Below are 21,191 nucleotides of genomic sequence, written 5' to 3' on the forward strand. Positions count from 1 at the left end.
TCTCTACGGTCCGCCGCGCATCAATCATTGGTGCCCCTCACGATTCAGTCCACTCTCCCAGAACAGCGGCCTGAGAGGATGTGGTGTCCGGTAGGGGATTGCCTATCGGACACGCTGCCGACGCTCGACGCTATGGTCGCCCCATGACCAGGGTTGTTTTGATGTGCGGTCCCGCCGGCGCGGGCAAGTCGACGGTCGCGCGCGAGCTCGCAGCAGCCGGGATGAGACGTCTTTCCTTCGACCAGGAAGCGTGGCGTCGAGGGATTCGAACGATGCCGTTACCGGCGAACGTACATGCAGAGATAGAGGGCGAGCTGCGCGGTCAGCTCTTGGACTTGGTGGAGCACGGTGTCGACGTCGTGCTGGACTTCTCGTTCTGGTCCCGCCGTTCCCGGATGGAGTACCGGGAGCTACTAGGGAAGCTCGGGGTGGTGCCCGAGACGATCTACCTCGCTACGCCACGGTCGGTCGCACTGGAGAGGATGCGGACTCGCCGTCTCGAACACGCCGACGACTACGCCCTGCCGGACGAGGTGGCGGCTGCATTTTTCGATCACTTCGAGCCGCCAACTGCCGACGAAGGTCCTCTGACGATCGTCAAGGCGGGCTCCCGCTAGCCCATGGGTTGGCGGTACGGGGTCGGGCGTCAGGAGTGGCGGGCGGTGAGGGAGTAGCCGGCGAGACCGAAGAACACGGTCCCGGAGATGCGCTCGGTGGTGCGGACACGGGTGCGGGGGAGCAGTCGGGCGATCGCTCCTCCGCCGAGGGCCCAGAGCGTGTCGGGCACGGCGGCGAGGATGACGAACAGCAGGCCGAGGACGGTCATCTGCATCCACGTCGGGCCGGCCTCCGGTCGGACGAACTGGGGGAGGAAGGAGAGGAAGAAGACGGCGGTCTTGGGGTTGAGGACGCCGATGACGAGTCCGCGCCGGAACGCCGAGGAGGCGGGGGCCGCTCCGCCAGCCCCGCCGAGCTCTCCGAGCAGACGCAGGTCTCGTGATCGCCAGGCGTGGATGCCGAGCCAGACGAGGTAACAGGCGCCCGCGATCTTCACCGCGGTGAACGCCGCAGCGCTCGCGGCGAGAATCGCGGAGATCCCGGCAGCGGCGGCCACGACGTGAGCGACGTACCCGAGTTCGACGCCGCCGACCGCGCTCATGGCTACGCGACGTCCGCTGCTGAGGGTCGTCGTGAGGATGAACGCGACGGATGGCCCCGGCGCGAGCACCAGTGGGACGCAGGCGATGACGAACAAGAGGATCACGCTGAACTGCATTCGAGCTCCCGCCGGTTGATCAACCGCAGCACTGCTCTCGGTCGTGTGAGGACGCTAGCAGCGACGACCACCGCGTCGCGGAGCCGTCCGAGAACGTCCCGTATGGGGATCGTGCACCGGACGGATTCGTTAGGGGTTCTCGCTCGCCGGCCCTTCTGTGTCAGCGAGGAAGGCGGCGGCGAGTCGAGCGACCTTCTGGCGGTATCGCTCGCCGGCTCCGATGCCTCGCGCGTCGAGCTCGTCATCGACCTCGACAAGCGGCTGCGCAGCTGCCGGTCCGTCGTGACCGATCCGGTCGTGCACCCAGGATGAGAAGGAGCGGAGATCCCAGTCGCCGGTGAGGAAACGACGGCATGCGACGCGCAGCGCGAGAAGCGGGATTTCCTCACCGTCCCGATCCAATGGCCGCGCGCCCGCTTCGATGAGTGCCGCCGAGCTGAGGTCGAAGACGTCGGCGGGAGTGGCGCTGGAGTAGAGGGACGCGAGAGCGACAAGGGACTCGCTGTCACTCCCTGCTGCGACGAGATTCGCTGCCAGAGCGATCGCGTCTCGGGGCTGGACCAGCCCGAAGAAGAGAGCGGCTGTCGTTTCGCGCAGGGTCGGGATCGAAGGGTCATCACGGTCTTCTGCATCGTCTCGCATCCGACCTCCTCCGACCAGTCGCTCGCTGCCGCCCCGCGCTGCTGTCGCGGCGGCGGCGTCAGCGCGACTCGACACGTCGATCGGAACCGGTCGGTGACAGGTCGGCCCGTGGCTGAACCCGTGCTCGAGCTCGTAGACGCATTCCGAGCAGACGTGACCGCCGGCCGGTCCGGCATCCGCGACGTGCTCCACCCACGGGTGAGAGCACGCGCAACAGGCCTCAGCGAGCAGGGAGCGGAACCGAGCGCGGCGCGAACGGCGCGCGTCAGCTCGCGGGCGCCAACGCGAGAGGCCGAACATCCCGTGAGCGTAGCGAGCGCATCGCCACGCCGTCGCGCGCTCCGCCGTGCTTCCATCGCTTCTGGCGTCCCGTAAGGGGGTCGCTGAGCAGGAACTTCTCGAGTCCCGCGGTGCCGATGATCGGTGCCGTGTGGCGGTACCGTCGTTGCCCCTTTCGTAGAGGACCTCTGTGATCACCGTCAGCAGGTCAGGGTGAACCTGACGAGCTGGAGACCAACGCTCGTCGCAGTGATGGCAGCGAACGCGATGAGCGACGCCGCCGGACGAGACGGCACTCTGCGTCTCTTGGACAGCATGAGGATGCTGGATGCGCCGAGCGCCCAGGCAGGTGTGCTGAGTGCGGCGATGAGGAGCAGGACGGGTCCGCCTGTCGGAGGCGGTCCAGGGTCATCCATCTCCGCGAAGCCCATCAGCCCGGCGATGAGGATCGCTAGTCCCGAGAACGTCACGATTCCGAGGATCGCTGTGAGGAGGAGGGCGTAGGGGAGCGCGGTCGACGTGAGCGCACGCGCGGTCTTCGCCGCCGCATAGACGGATCCTCCGATAACGAGCAGGGCGCCGAGGTACCAGGCTGCTGCGCTCAGCGGGATCTCGCGCGGCCGGCAGTCCGTCATGGCTGGTGAGGCGAGGGTCAGCAAGCTCGCGCCGGCCTGAACGAGAAGCGCGGCGACAACGGTGAGAACAATCGCCGTCGCACCGGCGATCCGCCTCGCGCGCAACCGTGCATCGTTCTGCTGGTCGGTCATGGGCTCGAGGGTAGCTACCCCAGTCGGATAAAGAGGTCTAGTGGAGGCGGCCGCCCTCCATGGGACCGTCAACCATGCGTCCGGTAGGGGATCGATCACCGGTGCACGCAGACGCGACACCGAGCGCTGTCGCTTCTCGCAGACGCCTGCACAACGCATCGCGCCACCCCGGCGCTCGTGCAGACGACCGTGAACAGTCAGATGCTCAAGGTCCCCTGCACAACCGACGCGAGCGCCGCCGAACTGTTCCGCAGAGGGATCGTCTTTCGGGCGTTACAGGGGCCACTGGGAACCTGTGCAGCGCCGACAGCTGCTCTGGCGAGTCAGGTGATCTTCTCGGCCTTGCAGCGCACCTGATCGACGTCGGCTCGAAGCGTCGCCACGAGCTCATGCCGTTCGGTCGCATGGTCTCGCTTCCACTCGTGGATCAGCGAGCGCATGCCGGGGTTTCCTGCGCGGTCAGTCAGGCCAGATGGCGCCCAGTACGCGCATCAATTCGGAGCGACTGAGACCTTCGTGCTTGCTTTCGGCCACGAGTCGGTGAGCTGCGGTGAGCACGGCTCGTGGTGTTGCGGAGACGGAGTCACTGACCCGTGTTCCGCTTCCGGTCCGCGTGACGAGTATCTTCTCGCTCTCGAGCGCTTTGTAGGCCTTGGCGACTGTGCCAGGAGCAACCCCGAGGTCGGTCGCGAGTTGTCGTACCGAGGGGAGCCGTTGATCGGCAGCGAGAACGCCGGTCGCGATCAACCCTCGGATCTGGTCCTGGATCTGATCGGTGAAGGGAGCGCCGGTCTCGGTGAGCGTGATGATCATCGTGCCGAGGACGTAGCGAGGCGACGGCTGCTCGCAGAGAGAGTGGAGAGGAGGACACTACCCCAGAAGGCGAATGCGAGTACGAAGCAGGCATAGCCGCTGACCTGAAAAAACGAGCCCAGCGCAGCAAATGAGGTTCCGAACTGCACTTGCCCGGAAGCACCTGCGCTGAGTTCCGTCCTCATGGTCGATGTCCCGTAAAGCGACACGAGGACGACGCCCAGATGCAGGAGAAGTCCACCACTCAGCGCCGCGAGAACATTGCGTGTTCGTGTGGCGCGTTGAGCGCTGTCGGCGGCGCGATCTGCTGAGAGTGGCGGGAGCGAGATTCCTCGCAGGACGAGCGCTGTCAGCAGTAGGAGGAGCAGGAGAACCGCAAGACACGGCAGGGAGTACCACCAGCCGTAGATCGTGGTGCTGGCGGTGGTGTTCTCCGAGATCGGCAGTTCGAACATCACGTGTCGGCCGGCTTCATCGGTCGTTGATGCGGCCCCCGCGACGATCGCCACGACGACTGCGAGCAGCGTCACGATCGCGGTGCCGATCAGCCGCCGCCGCGAGGTGAAGGTCATCACCGTTCGCGGGGCGAGCTCGGCAGTGCCGACTCTCTTCTCTGACCGTGCGGGAACTGCGAGGAAGGCGAGAGGGACGACGGTCAGCACGAGTGGGATCAGGAAGCGTGACAGCTGGACGTAGACCAACCAGTCGACCGTCGCCGGAACCCACCAGGGGTACACCCACCACGCCGAGAAAAGGACAGCTGCGATCACTGTGAGGATCATGCCAACAGCGGTTGATGCCCTGACGCGCGCGGGAAGCGCCACGCCGTCGTGGCGAGTCAGCCAGTGGGCTCCAGCCGCAAGAAGAAGCCCAGCAGTTGCCGGACCGAACTGGAGGAGCTGAATCAGAAACATGTGGTTACCCCCTAGGTGTATCTGCACAGTAATACACTTCGTACTACTAGGGCGACACATTGGGCGGTGATGCATCGAAGTAGTGATCGGCCGCTCGCTGGGGTGGCCCCTGTCTGAGATGTTTCGACTCTCGAAGGCGGCTGGCTAATCCTGTGCGCTGTTGGAGCGGCGGGCACTTCGTAGCGTCCCGTATGGGGATCGGTCAGCGGTTCACCGGCGCTGGCGGTGAGTGCTGATCGAGAAGAGCACGGATCCGCTCGTAGGATCTGTTCGTGGCATCGGCCGAGTTCGCGAAGCGCAGCGCCGAGTCGATCGTGCTGTACCCAGCCGTCGACTACCGCGCTGAGGTCGCCATTCGAGCGCTCGCGCCCGACTACCCCCGCCTCAGCCGTAGCCAGCACCCGCTGATCCTCGGTACCGCGGAGGGCCTAGAGTTCTGGGACGACCGCAACCAGGCGGAGCCGGGCGCGGTGCTGCTGTGGAGCCGCGTCGTTGCGATGAACGGCCCAAGCCCCATGTCGCGGCTCGGCGGACTACGCATCCGGGTGCGACACGGAGAACGCGCACTCACCGCGGAGATCCCGCTGCGCCCCGGCGGCGCCGGTGTGCAGCACCTTCCCGCCGTCACTGTCTCGGTGCTGGCGAACCGACTCCGCCTCCTCGCATCGGCGGCCGGAATGGCTGAGGACGTGGCAGAAGTCAGGCCCACCACCGTTCGGCTGCTCCCCGGGGTCGACTCGACCGGATACGCGGCCCGAGCCGGCTGGGTGGCTCTCGCCGGTACGGCGTGCATCGTCCTGTTCCTCTTGCTGTTGTGGCTGCTGCCGCTCGGCGTCCGGCAGCAGCCTCTTGTCGCCGTCCCGCTCTATGGCTTGATGGCCGCCTTCTTTGTCAGCATCGTCGTCGCCCTCGTCTTCACTCGATACGGGAGTGTCCGCCTCGAAGAGGAGACGTCCGCCGGCTACCGCATCACGGGCGCGCCCTGGCCGGTAGGCATCCCACTGGTTGACCGCCGAACGGGCGATGTCATCCCCAACCCCGAGGGCACGGCACCTCCAGGCACCGTCTGATCTCGACTCAAAAGCCCCCGGAATTCGGGAGCGCCTAGCTGCCCGTCCCTAGAGGCTCACCCGAGGCTGTTGGCCGTTCCGTTAGGGGATCGTTGACCGGACGTCTTCGACCCCGCGGCTGAGTCGGGTAGGCGCAGAGGAGCATCCCAGTCCCGCCTGCGGTCCGCTGCGAATCGGTTGCGGGCGGCGCGCAGGGCGAGTTGTTGATCGGATGCTCCATCAGCGAACTGGCATCAGATGCTTGCGCGATGGGTGGCGCTGCGAGACTCCTACAGATGAGTGAATCGGAGCGGGCCGAGCTTGAGGAGCTGCAGAGGCGGACCTACGGGCGAGACGGTGACTTGGGGCTGGATCGAGGCGCGCAAGAGCGCCTGCGTCTCCTCCGCGGAGATGTGCCGTTAGGGGAGGGCGCGGGATCGTCTGATCCCTCCTTCCGTGACTTACGAACGACCTCCCCGGAGGAGGTCGTGACACCGGGTGATGCTTCGTCCTCGATACGTCTTGCGGGCCCTACCAGGTTGGGCAAGCGGTGGATCGGCCTGTGGGCGGCGTCCGTCGTCGCGACCGCGCTCATCGTGCTCGCGGGCACGATCTGGGCCACTGGCGCTCCAGGCCGCGAGGTTGCTGCGTTGCAACTGAGCGAGTCGGAGAAGTGGGCGGAGAACGGCTTCGCCGATGCTTTCGCTACTGACGATTTCCATGGCCTGACCATCCTGCGAACCGGCGGCTCGGAGGGTGGCCCCGGTTCGTGCCTAGTCGTGCTCTCTACGGTCTTGACTGATGGGGCGCTGTACATCAACGGATGCAGCGCAGGGTCCTTCCCCGCCTCGGTACAAGCGACGGTTACTCCAGAGATGCCGCCCGAGCTCGTTGCCGAGTACCCGGAGGGCAGTGGACTTCACTTCTCGATCGACGGCGACACTGTGAAGGTCCGGTCGGACGCGCCCTAGCCATAGTGGTCAAGATGACCGCCGCTTGCCGTCGTTCCGTATGGGGATCCGTGAGCGGCCACTTCTTTCGTGCGTGCGGACTCATCCCTCCACAGGGCCGGGGCACGTGTCGGGGCTGAAGTTGGAGGTTGCGGTGGTTGCGTCCGGGCAGAGGCCGGTGGTCCAACCGGGATCACCTGCGTAGGAGTCATATTCGTTGGTCAGAGAGAAGACGATCCCTGCGTTCCAGGGTGCCGTGTAGGCGAAAGAGACCACGGGATCACCTTCATCCGTGAGAGAACTCCAGGCGAGCTCCGCCTCCTTGCCCGCTGCTGCTGCCGTGTCCAGGCATGCAACGGCGTTGCTTGGCACGAGCTCGGTTTGATCAAGCACGAACTCTCCGCAGGTGTCGGCAGCGTTGCCTTCCTGCACGACCGATGGTGCGTCGCGCAACGCGCGAGCTGCCCGGATCGGATCACCCTCCGGAGCTGGTGAACCTGAGCACGCGGCGAGCATCAGTGCGCCAGCGGCGATAAGCGCCGTAGAGGCGCAATGCCGTCCCGCCATTCCCTCGCCTGTTCGTTTCACGGCGCCACCGTACTCGTGACCGCGCCTTCGTCTACTTGCAACCGGCAGGCGCGGCCAGCACCGTCCCGTATCGGGATCGCCTTCCGGGCGTCTCGACCTGGTTGCGCTTGGTCGGCGATTCCAGTCCCTTAGTGTTCGGTAATGCGGTGACTCACCGCGCACGTCCGGCCCTCGTCGCTGGGGCCGCGCTCGTCCTCGTCCTCACTGGTTCCGCCGGCGCGGGAGGAACAGCAGAAGCCAGCGGAGTCGCCGACTCATCGCCGGCGGCATCCGCCGCAACGTCGACGCCGACCGCGACGGTGGCTGACCCGTCTCCGAGTCCTTCGCAGACGCCCGCGGCGGTAGCGACGGCTTGCCAGGACGCCGTCACGGTGAGCCTGGAGGCCGAGATCGGATCCGGGCGAAGCGGGTACTTCGTCCTGACGAACGCGGGACAGCAGCCGTGCGCGCTCGTCGGCTACCTCGAGCCGGCCGCGATCGACTCCGCGGGCGCGGTGGTCACGACCGTCGATCACTCCGACCTCAACGGCGTCGAAGACGTTCCCGTCGAGCTCGCGCCCGGCGCGTCTGCGTACTCGTGGGTTTTCTGGGACGACTCGCCCGACACGATCGCCTCCTGCGAGCAGCGCGTGGACGCCGAACAGCTTGAGGTGATCATCCCCGGGGCCTCCGCCGCGAAACCCATCGAGACGGGCGCGATGCCGCTCTGCGCGGGCAGAGGGAGCGTCCTGCACATCGGTCCTATCGACAGCGAGCAACGCTACGCAAGCAAGGGCTACTGAGGGCAGCTACGCCCCATAGACAGGCGGTGCGAGCAGAGGCTGTCGGCTGTCGGAAGGGCGTACGGTGACGAGCGTGGACGACTCCAGCGACCGAGCTAACCGTTGGGCGATCGGTCTCGGTGTCGCCGTGCTCCTGCCGGCCACCCTGTGGACGATGCTGAGCAGCGTCATGATGGGCTTCGCAACGGACTCGTGCGCAAGCGGCACGCCCTGCGACAGTGGGCTGGCTAATGCGGGGATGGCGGTCGGCTTCTTCGGCGCCCTCGCCAACGCGGTGGCTGTGATCGTGGCACTCCTCTTCAAAGTCGGACAGCGCGGGCTCGACGCATGGATCCCCTGGACCGGAATCGGTCTGATCATCCTGACTGGGATGGCCGCGCAGCTGATGAATCAGGCCGCCACCTGAGCCGTTCCGATTTTCACTTGAACCAGCATGGAAAACCGAACGCCCTGGCCTAGACGGAGCGCCTGGCATCTCGGCTCTGCACCAGCGATTGGTGCTGTCCCGTTCGGGGATCGTTGACCGGACGGTGCAGCTAGCGGTGGTCCTTCGGGCGCGCTGCTGTCGATGCGAGGTAGGTGGCGGCGAGTTGGGCGACTTCTTCGCTGTAGCGGCGAGCGACTCTCCTGGAGCGAGGGGACACCGTGTGCAGGTCGAGCACGTCGTCCACTTCGACAAAGGGCTGCGCTGCTTCCGGCCCGTTGTGGCCGATCAGGTCGTGAGCCCACGAGGAGAACGCTCGGACGTCCAGGTCGCCGGCAAGAAAGCGTCGGCATGCGACTCGAAGGGCGAGGAGCGGGATCTCCTCGCTGTCCCTGTCGAGCGGCGGGTCACCAGCTTCGACGAGGGCGGTCGAACTGAGGTCGAAGACCTCAGGGGACGTTGCACTTGCGTAGAGGGAGGCGAGAGCGGTCAGCGAAGGACTGTCGTGTCCGTCCACGAGGAGATCTGCTGCTAGCGCGATGACGTCTCTGGTGGTGGAGATGCCTAGAAGGAGCGCTGCGGTCTGTTCGCGCAGGTCCGCCGTGGAGGGCCGACTCAGCTCTCTCGAGTCATCTCGCATCCGACCTCCTCGCGACGAGATTCACGCTAACGCTCTTCAGTCGGTTCGATCTGCCTAACAGCACCAGCGACGCCCCGTCTGGGGATCCTTCAGCAGTCGTGAACTGAGGGCAGGAGTGGTTCACTCCGGCGAGCTGTACCGAGCGGAGTTGTCCGTGGCACGGTACCCGACTGGGAACCTCGCGATGATGACGCCGTTGCGGTAACTGTCCTTCACACCGTGCCCGAAGGCCTAGCTAAAATGCGACGCCCGCCCAGGTGTCGATCTTGCAGCCGTTCCGCGCCGAACCGCTGACCGAGCACTGGGTGATGCCGCGGGCTCCCTCGTTGGCGGCGTCCGCTCTGATGCGGACGACGCTACTGCATTAGTTCGACTAGCCAACTCCTGCAGGAAGAGTTGCATTAACCCAAGCCGGGCACCTTTCCGCCGGGTCCTGGAGTCCCGGGCCCTTGCAGAACGACGTGATAATCCCCGTCTCAAAACTGTCCGGACTGGCGGTCGAGCCGGCGCGGTCCTGGTAAGTCTCGAATCGGATTTCAGGCTCACCATCCTTAATGAAGACCGCACCGTACAGGTACCGACCGTTCGCCTGAAGCAGGCCGCCCGCGCTCGCAGAAACGACGGCGTCCACGGTTTGTTCCTCCACGTCGTGATCAAGCAACCCGTGAAGATACCCGAAAGCCCCGTCTCCTGACTGGCCTTGTCTAAAGACAACCTTCTCTCCGCTCTCGTCCTGGAACACCGACAGGCACTCGTATGCGGGAGCCTGAGGGTAGCTCGTGGTCCCTGCAGCGCATCCGACATCCGCACGAGCCTGCGGCTGACTATTTCCTGCGGCGGGATTGTCAACCACCCACCTACCCTCAGATGGCTGCTCAAGCGTCGCGACAGAAACGCGCGGCTGCTCGTTGGTGGCCACTGCCGCTGGTGCTCCTATCACTCCCACAAGAGCCGCGACGAAAAAGGGCGCTGCTAAAAGCTTTATTTTGCTTCTCATTTCCTACCCCAAATTAATTAGCTTCCCGAACATGCTGAGCACAGGCTCTTCGATATCATCTCACTCTCCCAGGATTCTGCCAGGAACGTGGCGGGATGCTAACTGAAGTAGTAGCGTCGGAAGAATGTTGGTTCAAGAGGTTTTGAGATCAGCGTTCTTTGTCAACGAAACGAACGACGGAGCGCTACTTCTCCGACCGCGTACGGGCGGGAGAGCGGGTGTTCTGGTAATGAATGAAGCAACGCGAGAGCATCTAGAGCAGCTCGGCACCGAGGACCAGATCGTCTCCGCAGTAAGTTGTGCAATCAGTGTCGCTCGGGGAAGCGAGCACTACTTGATCGCCCACGAAGGTTCCTTGGTTCCATCGATGGTGACCGAAGGTGTGGTTCGGGACGGCGCCGAGAACGTGTCGGCCCCATCTCACGGCGTGTGGACGTCTTACCACTAATCACTTGCTAGGACCACTGGCCCGTCGAAGAGGACCGGGTTCGCCAGCACCGCCGCATCCCATGCGCTGTCCACCGCCAAGAGAACTTCTCGCGACAAGACGATGCCCGGACCTCCTCGAATCGAACATCGAGGTCGTCGAACACGACTACGCCCGACCCGAGATCGTTGGGGTGCATGCTTCGGCTCTCCCACGAGGACCTGTTGGTCGCGTCGAAGTCGACGCGACTCCACTATCGGGCTGCAGCAGGACGAGGACGACCGACGCCTGCCCGCCGCTCTGTCCCGTATAGGGGTCGCTATCCGGACACCCGCGCAGCGCCGGCCAACGTCTCGACGTCGACCAGGTGTAAAGCGCGACGTCGACGGCTGAGCGGCGGCCGACATCCGCGCAATCGCGCGGCGCAGCGCCCGCGTGCAGAGGAGTGCGAACACTGACAATCAGTGTCGTTCCTCGCGGTCGCCTGCACGACTCTTCGTGCCGTTGCGGCACTCGTGCAGACGACCGTGAACATTCGAATGCTCGAGGTCGTCTGCACAAGCGACGCGAGCATGGCGTCCTTTGCCCGGTGGGGCTAGGGGATCGGTCGGCTCGCCCAGGCTGATTCTGTAGGAGGTCGCTTCTAGCGTGGATCGAGGCCCTGGAACGTGTTGGGGAAGTTGTCGAGCCAGCGCCATCGGTCGATCGGCCACGTGATCGCGACGGCTCGGCCGGTCACATTATTGATCGGCACGAAGCCCTTGGAGGGCGTGCCCTGTTGGAGGCGGGAGTCGGCGGAGTTCTCCCGGTTGTCGCCCATCACCCAGAGCCCATCGGCAGGCACGGTGACATCGAACGGGATACTCGACGCGGCCGGGGCGTTCTCGCCGTCCTTGATGTACGAGGCCTCATCGAGGGGCTGCCCGTTCACCGTCATCTGCCCCAACGGCGTGCAGCAGACGACGTGATCGCCAGGAAGCCCGATCAGCCGCTTGATGAGGTGATCGTTGGTCTCCTCGGGCGCCAGTCCCACCGCCTGCAGCGTGTTCTCGAACAGCCCGGCAATGGACGTGTCCTCGGCCTGCGGGACGGGCTGAAGCCATCCGCCCGGGTCCTTGAACACGATGACGTCTCCGCGGGAGAGAGGCACGACATCGGGGACGAGCTCGTTGACGATGATGCGGTCGTCCTGCACCAGCGTGTTGTTCATCGAAGACGACGGAATGTAGAACGACCGCACGAGGAACGTCTTGACCAGGCTGGAAACCAGAACCGCTACCAGGACGATGACCACCACGTCTCGGAGGAACAGCAGCGCCCCGTGCCGCCGCCGCTGCGGCGGGCGTCGGCTGGTCAGGGGCACGGACTCAGCCGGCGTCGTCATGCTGAGAAGGCTACGTCCGCCGGTCCTGCTTGAAAGACCACTGCTCAGACCCTCCACGAGAAAGAAGTGCGGGACGCGTCGAGTCGTCCGCAGCGTCCGCCGCGGGCGGCCAAGGCGGTCGTCCCGTATGGGGATCCCTGCACGGTCACTAGTCGGCGCAGCTAACGCCCCCTCAGCCGCCGGTGGGTAGCTGCGGCGTCTCGAAGAAGAGGTACGGCAGGAAGTGGAGTGTCACTGAGGCGGCGATGCCGATGATCGGCACGATCCAGTAGCGCTGGCGAGGGTGAGCGAGTCGGCGGACGGTGATGAAGGCGACGACGGGTGTCACGAGGACCGGCACCCATGCGCCAAGCGTTGCCCACTGCACGGCTGGTCCGAAATCGCGCAGGTCCTGTGCTTCATCGAAGGCCGGGTGCATCAGGTTGCCGTAGTGCAGCAGCGTGAACGGGACAAGTGCGACGGCGAGTGCGAAGTGAACGACCGCGAAGACACCGATTCGGAAGCGAGCGCGGTCGAGGTCTATTGCGAAGGCCGGAGAGGTCACGAGCGAAGACTAGCCAGTGAGGACGGTCTGCTTGCTAGGTAACCGCGAGAGGTCCGCCCGCCGATCGAGGCGTCCGTATGGGGATCGTCTACCGGGTGGTTTCGTTGAAGGATTCCCTGGCGTCGGTGATGGTGTTTCCGTCGCGGAAGGTGAGCGTGACGGTGAAGGTCGGCTCCGGTCCGCCGCGGCCTGTCTCGCCTCCCTCGGTGAGGCCGGTTCCGGGCCACCACGCGGCCCAGTGGCCGTCTGTGATCGTGGCGAGGACGCTCGTGCCGTCACCGGTGCGGATGGTGAGCCTGGTCACGTCCGAGCCGACGTCGCCGCTGGTGAAGACGGCGGGCGGGAGGTTCTCGCCGGTGAACTGGCTGATGCCGCCCTGCGTGTACTCGCCGGCGAGCGGAGTGAAGCCGCTCTCGCTTCCAGTGGAACTGATGAGCGCCCTCCCAGCAGTGCTCGTCCCAGCGGGGATCTCGATGAGGCACGCCCGCTGACGGGGCGTCGTGTAGGAGAGCATCACCCAGTCGCCGCGCCGTTCCCCGATCGCCGGCTGCGCGAGCTGCTCCGCGTCACCTGACGCGCACGCTTCGCTGGCGGTGGCCAGATCGGAGGCGGTGGCGACGGCTGCCGTAGAGGTCCACGAGGCGTACGCGCGGGAGTCGACATCGGACGGCAGGACGGCGAGAGCGACCCCCAGTGCTGCGGCCGCGAGTCCTGCGGGAAGGATGAACTGCCATCCCCGAGGGCGCCGAGCGGCGGGCTCCCGAGCGGCCACCGGGACGGTGTGGAGGATCATCTGGAGCCTTGCTGCGGCGGCCTCGCGGGCCGTCCCGTCGAGCTCGTAGTGCGCGGCCGGGTCGAGGTCTTTCGTGGCGAGGAGTTCGGGCGTGGTCATGATGCCTCCAAGGCGGGCGCGTGGTGCTGGTGCGAAGGGGGATCGAGCAGTGCCCGCAGCGCGGTGCGTGCTCGGTGAAGTCGGAGTCGGAAGGCGACCGCGGTGATGCCGAGCACTCCGGCCGCGGAGGGGGAGTCGAGTCCTTCCCAGGCTGTCAGCGCGATCGCTTCCTGGTGCTGCGGTTTGAACTGCTGCCACGCCTGGTAGAGGTCGAGCCGGGTCGCGATCGCGTCCTCCGGTGACCGCGCGGCCGCGTCGGTATGAGCAGCGACCCGGATCGCGAGCGCGGCGGTGCGCTGCTGACCGCGGAGGTCGTTGAGAAGACAGTTCCGGGCGATGGTGAACAGCCACGCGCGCGCGGGCTCGTCCTCCGATGGCGCGGTGTCGTGTCGGCGCCAGGCGATCAGGAACGCCTCGTGCGCGAGGTCGGCGGCACGGTCGGGGTCAGTGCGACGCCTCAGGAATCTGACGACGCTGACGTACTCGCGTTCGTACAGCTCGGAGAAGCTCGCCTCGCGGGCGGACTGTGGTGGGCTCATACCTGGGACATGTCGCCAGCCGCGCTGCTGTTACAGATGATGTTCGGTCCTGCTTCGCTGCCTCGATGTCGGATCTGCTCGCAGAGGGTAAAGCCGACGCCGAAGGCTCCCGGCATCTGCTCTATCCATGGCTCGCCGTCAGCCGCAGGTGACGGGGTCTTTCGATGCTAGGTCTGCGTGTGGGGCGAGTTCAGTGGATTGAACAGGGCCGTCCCCGAGAGTGATGATTGCCGTGTTTCCTCGCCACTGGAGTGTGTACCCGTTGGCGCCGAAGGGGAGGTAGCCGTCGTCGCTGTAGTAGGTGGACATCCATTCGACCGACATTTCGCCCGGTTGCACGACCCCGATGACCCCGCCGGCGGAGGTGAGGAACGAGTGCTGGTGCACGGCGACTCGGCATCCGTTCTCGCTCGCGGTCGGTAGCACCTTGTAGACGGAGCTGTTGAAGATCAGTGAGCTGAAGAGGGCGAGAGGGACGGCGAGTGTGAGGATCACGCCGCCGGTCACGAGCGCGACGGTGGTGACGAGTCGCCGTGGTCGTGTCGTCGGCGGTGACTCGGGAGCGAGGGCTAATCGCGTGATCGCGGCGCTGGCGCCGACGATGAGAAGGATCCACTCGAGCTCGAACAGTGTCGGGATCCAGCTGCCCAGCACGATCGTTCCCCAGCCGAGCGCTTCGCCCCACTTCATACCGAGCTCGAAGGCGCCGACGAAGGGTCCGAACAGGCCGAGCAGTGTCACCAGGACGAAGGAAGCAGGCGCCACTCCCCGCAGTCGTCGCCGCCATCGTGCACGCACGAAATCACGCTGCGACGGTTCGGCAATCACGTCGACCATCGGGAGACCCCCCATCGTTGATGCTCATTCAACAGTTCCAGTCTCAAACGAATGCACAACCACACTGCGCTGTCCCGTTAGAGGATCGTTGAGCGGTCACCCGAACGCGGATCAGTAGACCGATGCACGCCGCATTGCTACGGCGAGACGATAGAACCCCTGAGAGTCACCGTCTGTCACCATTCGTCGCCCAGCTTGCGGAGACCGTTGTCTTCCGGCAGGGTCTGGCGCGAGTAGTCGTGCAGAACGTCGGGCGACGCAGTTTCGCGTCCGTCACGTTCAGCTTGGCGGATGGCCGCGATGACGACGCATGTCACAGCCACGATCAACGCCGCAGCAGTCGTCAACGTCATCCATATCGGCTGAACGGTTGACCCATCCGAGCACAGCGGGTTCCAGAGGAACCCCTCTCCCGTCAGGCTGCCTCCGCCGCGGGTCCTGCACGTCTCGCTCGGGTCCCACATGTAGATGGAGGCTACGGCTCCCACGGCGGCTGCAAGCCCACCGAAAACCAAGGCGAGAACGATGGGCGTCGCTGCACTCGGTCGCGGGGGCTCTCCAACGTTCATCGGGACATCATGCACCGCGCTCCACCAGATTGATCAAGAGCCGGAGCGTCAGGCCCGGTATCGAGTGGCCCGCGTGGAGGTCATCGCGCCGCGACGGCGAGGTTCAATTCTTCGCCGACGCGCAGAATTTCGTCGGAAGGGAAGCGGAACGGGTTGAGGTAGAACAGGTCATCGGCCGTCATGTCGAATCGTGCCGCGACGTCCTCTGCGAGGTCGTTGCGAGCGACCGTGTACGACGTCGGCATTCCGTCCGTCGATGTCGTTTCGCCACGCGCTGCTGCACGCGGCCCGGCGTCCTGGGCGACGAGATCACTGCGTTGAGGCTTCACGCTCCATTGGACGTCAGCGACAGCAATGATCCTCATCGAGCAGTCGGGGTCGTTCTGGGGCTTGGTGGTGATGACGAGCTGATCGATCGCTGTCGGGTCGCCGTGGAACTCTGCGAGGTTCCGCCAGGCCTTGTAGGGCTTCCCTGGCTCCGCATCCGCGAGACCCATTGGGAAAGCAATGTCGAAACAGGTGGCGCCCTCATCGATCGGGTCCAGCGCTGCCATGACCGCAACGGAACCTGAGGAAGATGCGGTCGCGGCGGGAATGTCGAGCTCGTCTGATGCCAGAGCCAGCCGGCCATCAGCCGCACTCAAACGGATGCTGCCGGCCGTCCCATCGCTCCCCGTGAACGTTGCCACGCCAAGGTCACCGGTCAGTGCGGCGTCGGAGCTGCTGTCTGTGGACACCGGAGGCGGAGCCGGCGGTTCAGGCTGTGGCGTGCATCCCGTGACGACGATCAGGCATGCTGCGATCGCGACCGTTTTTCGCGCCTTCGAGAATGTCCCCACTGGCTCAGGGTAAGCGACGTCCTCGCTCTTCCCTTGGTCGTGCGGTTGGGGCGACTGGATGGAGTGGTCGCGGTTCCCTCCGCTGAGGCCAGCTAGGGGCTACAGCGCCTTGCTAGGGTCCGGACTTATGGATGAGCCCCGAAAGCGCGGACACCCGCTCGTCGTCGCGGGAGCGACGATCGCGGCTGCAGCCGTCCTCTGCGCTTTCGTGTACTACGCCGGTCTGGCCGTCTTCCGGACCGAGGGGGACGTGCCGGCGGCCTCGGCCATCGACTTTCCGGCCGGAAGCGAGCTCGTCAGCGAGACCGTCGAGTGCGCCTCCGGTGGATGCTGGCGGCTGTTCTCGGTGCGCCCGCCCGACGCGATGACTCCCGAGCAGCTGTCGAGCGAGCTCGGAACGACGCCGCAAGCGCGCATCGCAGGAACGCTTTGGGACCCGCGCACCATCACGGTCAGTTCCGCCATCGAGGGACCTCTCCTGAAGGTGCGGGCCGATTACTGGTCCCAAGAGTTCATCCCCTAACCACGCGCGCGAAGCGCGGTGCACCGCCGGCGTGACACGGACCAAGGAACGGGCGCTGCATCCGTTCCGTATGGGGATCCTTTAGCGGCTCTTCCTAGATGACGGTGTAGGTCGGCCGGGAGCGTCGGTCCGCAGATAGACGTCGAGGTCACCCGACGACGGAGGTTCCTACGCCATCCGTCCGAAAGACCTCGACGTGTCCGACGCTACCCCGCCGGCCGGCTTCGGCCGCCCTGACCTGACCGCCTTCGCGTCTCATCCCAGTCGACCCTGATCGAGTCTGCTGACCCCCTCGACGAGAACGCAGCGACATCACAGCCACCCAACCCCGACCGTCCGGGAAGCCGGGACACGTCACATGACCTGTGCTGCGGGCGTGTCGAGTGGGTCGTCCAGGGGCGACGCAGGAGCGTCGACGCGACGTGCTGAGAGGTGGTTCCAGTCGAGCGCTAGGACACCGGCTACAGGCATGGCGATAGGTCAGGAACGGCGTCGCTCCCTGCGCAGGAGGGAGCGCAGAGTCTCGGCATTCGCGTAGCCGACCCGTAGCGCGATCTCGGCGGAGGTGAAGTCCGTGGTTGCTGAGAGGTGCCGAGCTCGTTCGATGCGAAGCCGTTGGACGAAGCCGAGCGGAGTGAGGTTGAGCGCCGCACGGACTCGTCGTTCGAGGGTGCGCCGGCTGGTGCCGAGCGACTGCGCGACGAAGGCGACGTTGAACGGTTCGTCCAGGCGGGCGCGCACGAAGCGTTCGAACTCGACGACGATCGGGTCCTCGTGCCGGAGATGTTCGTAGGCGACGAAGGCCGCCTGAGACGGACGCTCGTCGATGATGAGGAGCTTGGCGACATGTTGGGCCAGGTCGGGGCTGATCGATCGCACGAGTGAGAGCGCGAGGTCGATGTGGGCGAACGCGGCGCCGGCGGTGACGAGGTTCCCGTCGACCACGACCATGGTGTCGAGATCGAGGGCGACGGTCGGATAGCGCTTCAGGAACTCCGGCCCCAGGAACCAGCTGGTCGTCGCCCTCCGATGATGCATCCGTCCGGTCTCGGCGACAGCGAACACGCCGGTGCACGCCGCGGCGATCCGGGTGGTCGCCTCGTCGAGGCGCCCGAGCGAGGCGATGACCGAACGAGCATCTCGGCTCTGGAGGACGTCGTTGGTAGCGGCGGCCGTAAGGGTTCCAAGCGCAGGGACGACGACCACGTCGAACTCTCCGGACTCCGACAGCGGGTGGTCCACCGACAGGGTCATCGATGCCGTCGTGGTCACTCGCCGTTTCGGTCCGAGGATGGCGAGTTCGATCGGGTCGATCCGCGGGTCGACATCGCCGCGGGCTCCGTCGGCCACCCGCACGATGTCGATGATCGACGCGATAGCCGAACCGAAGCAGCCGTCGATCGCGATCAGTCCGATACGCATGACGTAAACAATAGCAATACTGCCGTATACGCCACTCCCCACCGGCCCTCGCTCGTCATACGCTGAACTCGTCCCACGAAGAACCCCGACGTCAAGGAGAGTCCCTCATGTCCACACCCGCATCACTTCCGTATGCCTTCGTCGCCAAGATCGTCGCGGCCGATGGACAGCACGACGCGGTCGCCGATCTGCTCGCCGGCGCTGTCGCACTCGCCAACGAAGAAGTAGGAACGATTGTCTGGTTCGCGGTCAGGACCCACGCCGACACCTTCTGGATCTTCGATGCATTCCCCGACGAAGCCGCTCGCGACGCCCACGCCAACGGCGCCATCGTCGCAGCCCTGATGGCCAACCAGCACCTCCTCGGCTCAGCACCCGAGATCCTGGCGGCCGACGTCCTCGCGTCCAAGCTCCCGTAGTCCGCCAACGCACGAGACGATCGCGCCCCGCCGAGCCGTCGCCAGGTCGCGACGCAACGCCACGCTGCGTTGCCGAGCGGTGCGAGGCCTATCGGCACACGGACAGGATGCCGGCCGCGAGCGCTCAGCCGGCGAGGGGTCCGTCGCAGAGGAGAGCGACGTCGGTGTCGGGCAGAGCCGTGAGGCCAGCGCATCGCGCGACCACCAGAACGGTTCGCCGGAGCCGCCTGTCGGAATCGAACGGACGACCTAATGACGTCGGTTTTGCGTCTATCGCTTGATGCGCCCACTGGGCGAACGAGCCGCTGACCTGCGCAAACGCCGAGCGTGGAGGACGCCGCCACCCGGTGGTGACCGACGACGACCGACCAGTACCGACCGTTTCACCGGAGCTTGCGGCGGCGTCGAAGCCGAGCAAGCTCCATTCTTTTAACTCACCGCGCCCTCCTCCTCGCCGGCCCCGTCGTCGGCGAAGACGTTTCAGGGGTCTTCTCAGATGACGGTGTAGGTCGGCCGGGCGCGTCGGTCCGCAGATAGACGTCGAGGTCTCCCGACGACGGAGGTTCCTACGCCATCCATCCGAAAGACCTCGACGTGACCGACGCTACCCCGCCGGTCGGCTTCGGCCGCCCTGACCTGACCGCCTTCGCTCGACTCGACGGCCTCGGTCTGAGCGTGACCGGACAACGACTTGAACCGGATCGTGCGGTCCTCGCGTGCCGCGTGGTGGAACCAGATCAGTGGTGCCGACGGTGCGGCAGCGAAGGCGCTGCTCGTGACACCGTGATCCGGCGGTTGGCCCACGAGCCGCTGGGCTGGCGACCGACCGTGCTGGAAGTTGTAGTGCGCCGCTACCGCTGTGCCGACTGCGGACACGTGTGGCGCCAAAACACCAGCGCCGCGGCGGAGCCACGCGCGAAGCTCTCGCGCACCGGGCTGCGGTGGGCGCTGGAAGGGATCGTGGTCGCACACCTCACCGTCGCACGTGTCGCCGAGGGACTCGGGGTCGCGTGGGACACCGCCAACAACGCGGTCCTGGCTGAAGGCAAGCGGCTGCTGATCAACGACCCCACGCGGTTCGAGGGCGTGAAGGGAGCACGGCGATCCACAGCCGGCCCGCGTCGCGCAGCGCCTCCGCGACGATCAGGCGGGCGCCGTCGGACGGCTCGGCGGGCAGGGCCGACTCCGCGCCGTCGACGACGACGACCGAGGAGCCCGCCAGTCCGACGACCCGATCGATCTCGGCGCGCGACTCCGCCATGCTTCCCGGCCGGCCGAAGTGCGCGGCGACGAGGCCGCGGACGTCGAGGGTGGTCGAGAGCAGCGCCTGGACGATCGCGAACTGGTCGTCGGCCTCGTTCGCGGCGTCGGTGCTGACGATCAGGCGGTGCGGGGGAGGCGGGGTCACGCCGACTCCCGCTGCACGAGGGTCGTGGCGAGGATCGGCTGGCGGTCGACGGGGCGGCCCTGCACGACGGCGACGACGGTCTCGGCGGCGACGCGGCCCATGTCCTCCAGGGGCTGGCGGATGGTGGTGAGTGTCGGATCCGAGGTGGTCGCGATGACGACGTCGTCGAAGCCGATCACGGAGACGTCGGCGGGGACGCGGCGGCCGGACGCCTGCAGGACGCGGATCGCGCCGTTGGCCATCAGGTCTGACGAGGCGAAGACGCCGTCGAGGTCGGGGTGGCGCTGCAGGAGGCGCGCCATCGCGGCGGATCCGCTCTCGAGGGTGAACTCGCCGTGCACGATCGGGCTGTGGTCGAGGCCGAGCTCGGTCAGCTCGTCGCGCCAGCCGCGGATGCGGTCGCGGGCGGGTTCCATGTCGTGCGGGCCGGCGATGATGCCCAGGCGCCGGCGGCCGGAGTCGGCGAGCGCGCGGGCGGCGAGGCGTCCGCCTCCGTAGTTGTCGGAGTCGATGACGATCGCGTCCTCGGGAAGGGCGACGCGTGGGCGGCCGACCCAGGCGATCGGCACGGGGGAGTCGGCCAGCGCCTGCGCGAGGTGGGTGATCTCGTGCTGGAGGATCACGATCGCGCCGTCGACGGCCCGCGAGCGGAGGAAGCGGGGGATCCGGTCGCTGTCGTCGTGGTCGGCGGGCAGCAGCACGGGCTGCACCTCGCCGGCGTACAGGCCCTTCGCGGCGCCCTTCAGCACCGAGGTGAAGAACGTCCCGGTGAGGCTGTCGAGCTCGTTGAAGGCGACGATCAGGGCGATGGCCCCGGCCCGCCCGCCGCGGAGCATCCGAGCGGCGCTGTTCGCCTCGTAGCCGAGGGACTTCGCGGCGCGCTCGACCGCGGCGGTCATCCGGACGTCGACATTGGTGCCGCCTGCCAGCACCCGGGCGGCGGTGGCGCGCGAGACGCCTGCGGCCTGGGCGACGTCCACCAGCGTGGGTCGAGTCATGCTGCTTCCTTCTGCGAGGGGAGGTTCCGGCTTCCGCGCCTCCCCGCGGAGCACGGTGGGGAGAGCATCGAGGTGAAGACTCGCACGGGGCGGCGGGCGGCCGTCCGGAACTGCTCGATTTGCGAAACTTCCCTTTGATACTAGGCGGAGATCGTTATCTCGCGGAGACCGGTTCTCGCTTGCGTCGTGCTCGCGGGCGGGTTAGGTTGGCCGCCAAGAGATCGTTCTCTGAGGCCCGCCCTCACCGAAACCCTGCGAATCCCCAACGA

Annotated in this window: 25 protein-coding genes and 1 pseudogene; 8 read left to right on the forward strand and 18 right to left on the reverse strand. The window is 66.3% G+C overall.

Annotation, left to right across the window (positions count from 1 at the left end; all coding sequences use genetic code 11):
- The first annotated feature begins 143 nt into the window (after positions 1-143).
- The gene (locus C5D08_RS15880; protein WP_219813054.1) at positions 144-617 is read left to right on the forward strand and encodes an ATP-binding protein; all 474 of its coding nucleotides are present in this window, start codon (positions 144-146) and stop codon (positions 615-617) included.
- A gap of 29 nt (positions 618-646) precedes the next feature.
- Here C5D08_RS15880 and C5D08_RS15885 read toward each other — a convergent pair whose 3' ends face one another.
- The 5 genes from C5D08_RS15885 to C5D08_RS15905 all read right to left on the reverse strand — a co-directional run bounded on the left by C5D08_RS15885 (position 647) and on the right by C5D08_RS15905 (position 4,691).
- Positions 647-1,276, reverse strand: coding sequence for a LysE family translocator (locus tag C5D08_RS15885; protein ID WP_104277842.1), 630 nt, complete (start codon positions 1,274-1,276; stop codon positions 647-649).
- Between the two features lie 129 nt (positions 1,277-1,405).
- Positions 1,406-1,918 carry a hypothetical protein gene (locus tag C5D08_RS15890; protein ID WP_104277843.1) on the reverse strand — a complete coding sequence of 171 codons (513 nt, stop codon included), beginning with the start codon at positions 1,916-1,918 and terminating at the stop codon, positions 1,406-1,408.
- 479 nt (positions 1,919-2,397) lie between these two features.
- Positions 2,398-2,964 carry a hypothetical protein gene (locus C5D08_RS15895; RefSeq protein WP_104223345.1) on the reverse strand — a complete coding sequence of 189 codons (567 nt, stop codon included), beginning with the start codon at positions 2,962-2,964 and terminating at the stop codon, positions 2,398-2,400.
- Positions 2,965-3,423: 459 nt separating this feature from the next.
- Positions 3,424-3,777: a GntR family transcriptional regulator gene (locus tag C5D08_RS15900; protein WP_181110304.1), complete on the reverse strand. Its 354-nt coding sequence runs from the start codon at positions 3,775-3,777 to the stop codon at positions 3,424-3,426.
- Positions 3,774-4,691 carry a hypothetical protein gene (locus tag C5D08_RS15905; RefSeq protein ID WP_146086158.1) on the reverse strand — a complete coding sequence of 306 codons (918 nt, stop codon included), beginning with the start codon at positions 4,689-4,691 and terminating at the stop codon, positions 3,774-3,776. The genes C5D08_RS15900 and C5D08_RS15905 overlap by 4 nt, the downstream gene beginning before the upstream one ends.
- Before the next feature lie 272 nt (positions 4,692-4,963).
- On the opposite strand from C5D08_RS15905, the gene C5D08_RS15910 reads away from it, so the two are divergent.
- On the forward strand, positions 4,964-5,761 hold the full coding sequence (locus C5D08_RS15910) for a hypothetical protein (RefSeq protein WP_104277845.1): 798 nt from the start codon (positions 4,964-4,966) through the stop codon (positions 5,759-5,761).
- A 518-nt stretch (positions 5,762-6,279) separates the two neighbouring features.
- Positions 6,280-6,711: a hypothetical protein gene (locus C5D08_RS16800; protein ID WP_146086157.1), complete on the forward strand. Its 432-nt coding sequence runs from the start codon at positions 6,280-6,282 to the stop codon at positions 6,709-6,711.
- A gap of 81 nt (positions 6,712-6,792) precedes the next feature.
- Here C5D08_RS16800 and C5D08_RS16805 read toward each other — a convergent pair whose 3' ends face one another.
- On the reverse strand, positions 6,793-7,278 hold the full coding sequence (locus C5D08_RS16805; protein ID WP_146086156.1) for a hypothetical protein: 486 nt from the start codon (positions 7,276-7,278) through the stop codon (positions 6,793-6,795).
- A gap of 371 nt (positions 7,279-7,649) precedes the next feature.
- On the opposite strand from C5D08_RS16805, the gene C5D08_RS17140 reads away from it, so the two are divergent.
- Both C5D08_RS17140 and C5D08_RS15925 read left to right on the forward strand, forming a co-directional pair.
- Positions 7,650-8,060 (forward strand): DUF4232 domain-containing protein, encoded by a 411-nt coding sequence (locus C5D08_RS17140; RefSeq protein WP_181110302.1) that lies wholly within the window; start codon positions 7,650-7,652, stop codon positions 8,058-8,060.
- 73 nt (positions 8,061-8,133) lie between these two features.
- The gene (locus C5D08_RS15925; RefSeq protein ID WP_146086155.1) at positions 8,134-8,466 is read left to right on the forward strand and encodes a hypothetical protein; all 333 of its coding nucleotides are present in this window, start codon (positions 8,134-8,136) and stop codon (positions 8,464-8,466) included.
- 130 nt (positions 8,467-8,596) lie between these two features.
- On the opposite strand, the gene C5D08_RS15930 is transcribed toward C5D08_RS15925, so the two are convergent.
- From C5D08_RS15930 to C5D08_RS15970, 9 genes are all read right to left on the reverse strand, one after another.
- Positions 8,597-9,124, reverse strand: coding sequence for a hypothetical protein (locus C5D08_RS15930; RefSeq protein ID WP_104277849.1), 528 nt, complete (start codon positions 9,122-9,124; stop codon positions 8,597-8,599).
- Between the two features lie 373 nt (positions 9,125-9,497).
- Entirely contained in the window at positions 9,498-9,866 is a 369-nt protein-coding gene (locus C5D08_RS15935; protein WP_104277850.1) for a hypothetical protein, read from the reverse strand.
- Positions 9,867-11,191: 1,325 nt separating this feature from the next.
- On the reverse strand, positions 11,192-11,932 hold the full coding sequence (lepB, locus tag C5D08_RS15940; protein ID WP_104277851.1) for a signal peptidase I: 741 nt from the start codon (positions 11,930-11,932) through the stop codon (positions 11,192-11,194).
- Between the two features lie 172 nt (positions 11,933-12,104).
- A complete protein-coding gene (locus C5D08_RS15945; protein WP_104277852.1) occupies positions 12,105-12,476 on the reverse strand; it encodes a hypothetical protein in 372 nt (123 codons plus the stop codon).
- A gap of 88 nt (positions 12,477-12,564) precedes the next feature.
- Positions 12,565-13,368 (reverse strand): hypothetical protein, encoded by an 804-nt coding sequence (locus tag C5D08_RS15950; RefSeq protein ID WP_104277853.1) that lies wholly within the window; start codon positions 13,366-13,368, stop codon positions 12,565-12,567.
- Entirely contained in the window at positions 13,365-13,907 is a 543-nt protein-coding gene (locus C5D08_RS15955) for an RNA polymerase sigma factor (protein ID WP_104277854.1), read from the reverse strand. The genes C5D08_RS15950 and C5D08_RS15955 overlap by 4 nt, the downstream gene beginning before the upstream one ends.
- A gap of 138 nt (positions 13,908-14,045) precedes the next feature.
- A complete protein-coding gene (locus tag C5D08_RS15960; RefSeq protein WP_146086154.1) occupies positions 14,046-14,744 on the reverse strand; it encodes a hypothetical protein in 699 nt (232 codons plus the stop codon).
- Positions 14,745-14,920: 176 nt separating this feature from the next.
- Entirely contained in the window at positions 14,921-15,097 is a 177-nt protein-coding gene (locus C5D08_RS17145) for a hypothetical protein (protein WP_181028852.1), read from the reverse strand.
- Positions 15,098-15,393: 296 nt separating this feature from the next.
- A complete protein-coding gene (locus C5D08_RS15970) occupies positions 15,394-16,152 on the reverse strand; it encodes a LysM domain-containing protein (RefSeq protein ID WP_146086153.1) in 759 nt (252 codons plus the stop codon).
- 127 nt (positions 16,153-16,279) lie between these two features.
- Here C5D08_RS15970 and C5D08_RS15975 point away from each other — a divergent pair, with 127 nt between their 5' ends.
- Complete coding sequence (locus tag C5D08_RS15975) at positions 16,280-16,675, forward strand: hypothetical protein (protein ID WP_104260795.1); 396 nt, start codon at positions 16,280-16,282, stop codon at positions 16,673-16,675.
- A gap of 480 nt (positions 16,676-17,155) precedes the next feature.
- Here the strand turns inward: C5D08_RS15975 and C5D08_RS15980 are convergent, their stop codons facing one another.
- Positions 17,156-18,097 carry a GlxA family transcriptional regulator gene (locus C5D08_RS15980; RefSeq protein WP_053548963.1) on the reverse strand — a complete coding sequence of 314 codons (942 nt, stop codon included), beginning with the start codon at positions 18,095-18,097 and terminating at the stop codon, positions 17,156-17,158.
- Positions 18,098-18,204: 107 nt separating this feature from the next.
- Here C5D08_RS15980 and C5D08_RS15985 point away from each other — a divergent pair, with 107 nt between their 5' ends.
- The gene (locus C5D08_RS15985) at positions 18,205-18,516 is read left to right on the forward strand and encodes a putative quinol monooxygenase (protein WP_104277858.1); all 312 of its coding nucleotides are present in this window, start codon (positions 18,205-18,207) and stop codon (positions 18,514-18,516) included.
- 594 nt (positions 18,517-19,110) lie between these two features.
- Positions 19,111-19,608: pseudogene (locus tag C5D08_RS15990) on the forward strand (ISL3 family transposase); the annotation flags it as partial.
- On the opposite strand, the gene C5D08_RS17150 reads toward C5D08_RS15990, so the two are convergent.
- The gene (locus C5D08_RS17150; protein ID WP_104277859.1) at positions 19,577-19,924 is read right to left on the reverse strand and encodes a hypothetical protein; all 348 of its coding nucleotides are present in this window, start codon (positions 19,922-19,924) and stop codon (positions 19,577-19,579) included. The pseudogene C5D08_RS15990 and the gene C5D08_RS17150 overlap by 32 nt on opposite strands.
- Entirely contained in the window at positions 19,921-20,922 is a 1,002-nt protein-coding gene (locus tag C5D08_RS16000; RefSeq protein WP_104238437.1) for a LacI family DNA-binding transcriptional regulator, read from the reverse strand. The genes C5D08_RS17150 and C5D08_RS16000 overlap by 4 nt, the downstream gene beginning before the upstream one ends.
- Positions 20,923-21,191 lie beyond the last annotated feature (269 nt).

The organism is Rathayibacter sp. AY1B6 (genome assembly GCF_002932755.1).
Classification (GTDB): Bacteria; Actinomycetota; Actinomycetes; order Actinomycetales; family Microbacteriaceae; genus Rathayibacter.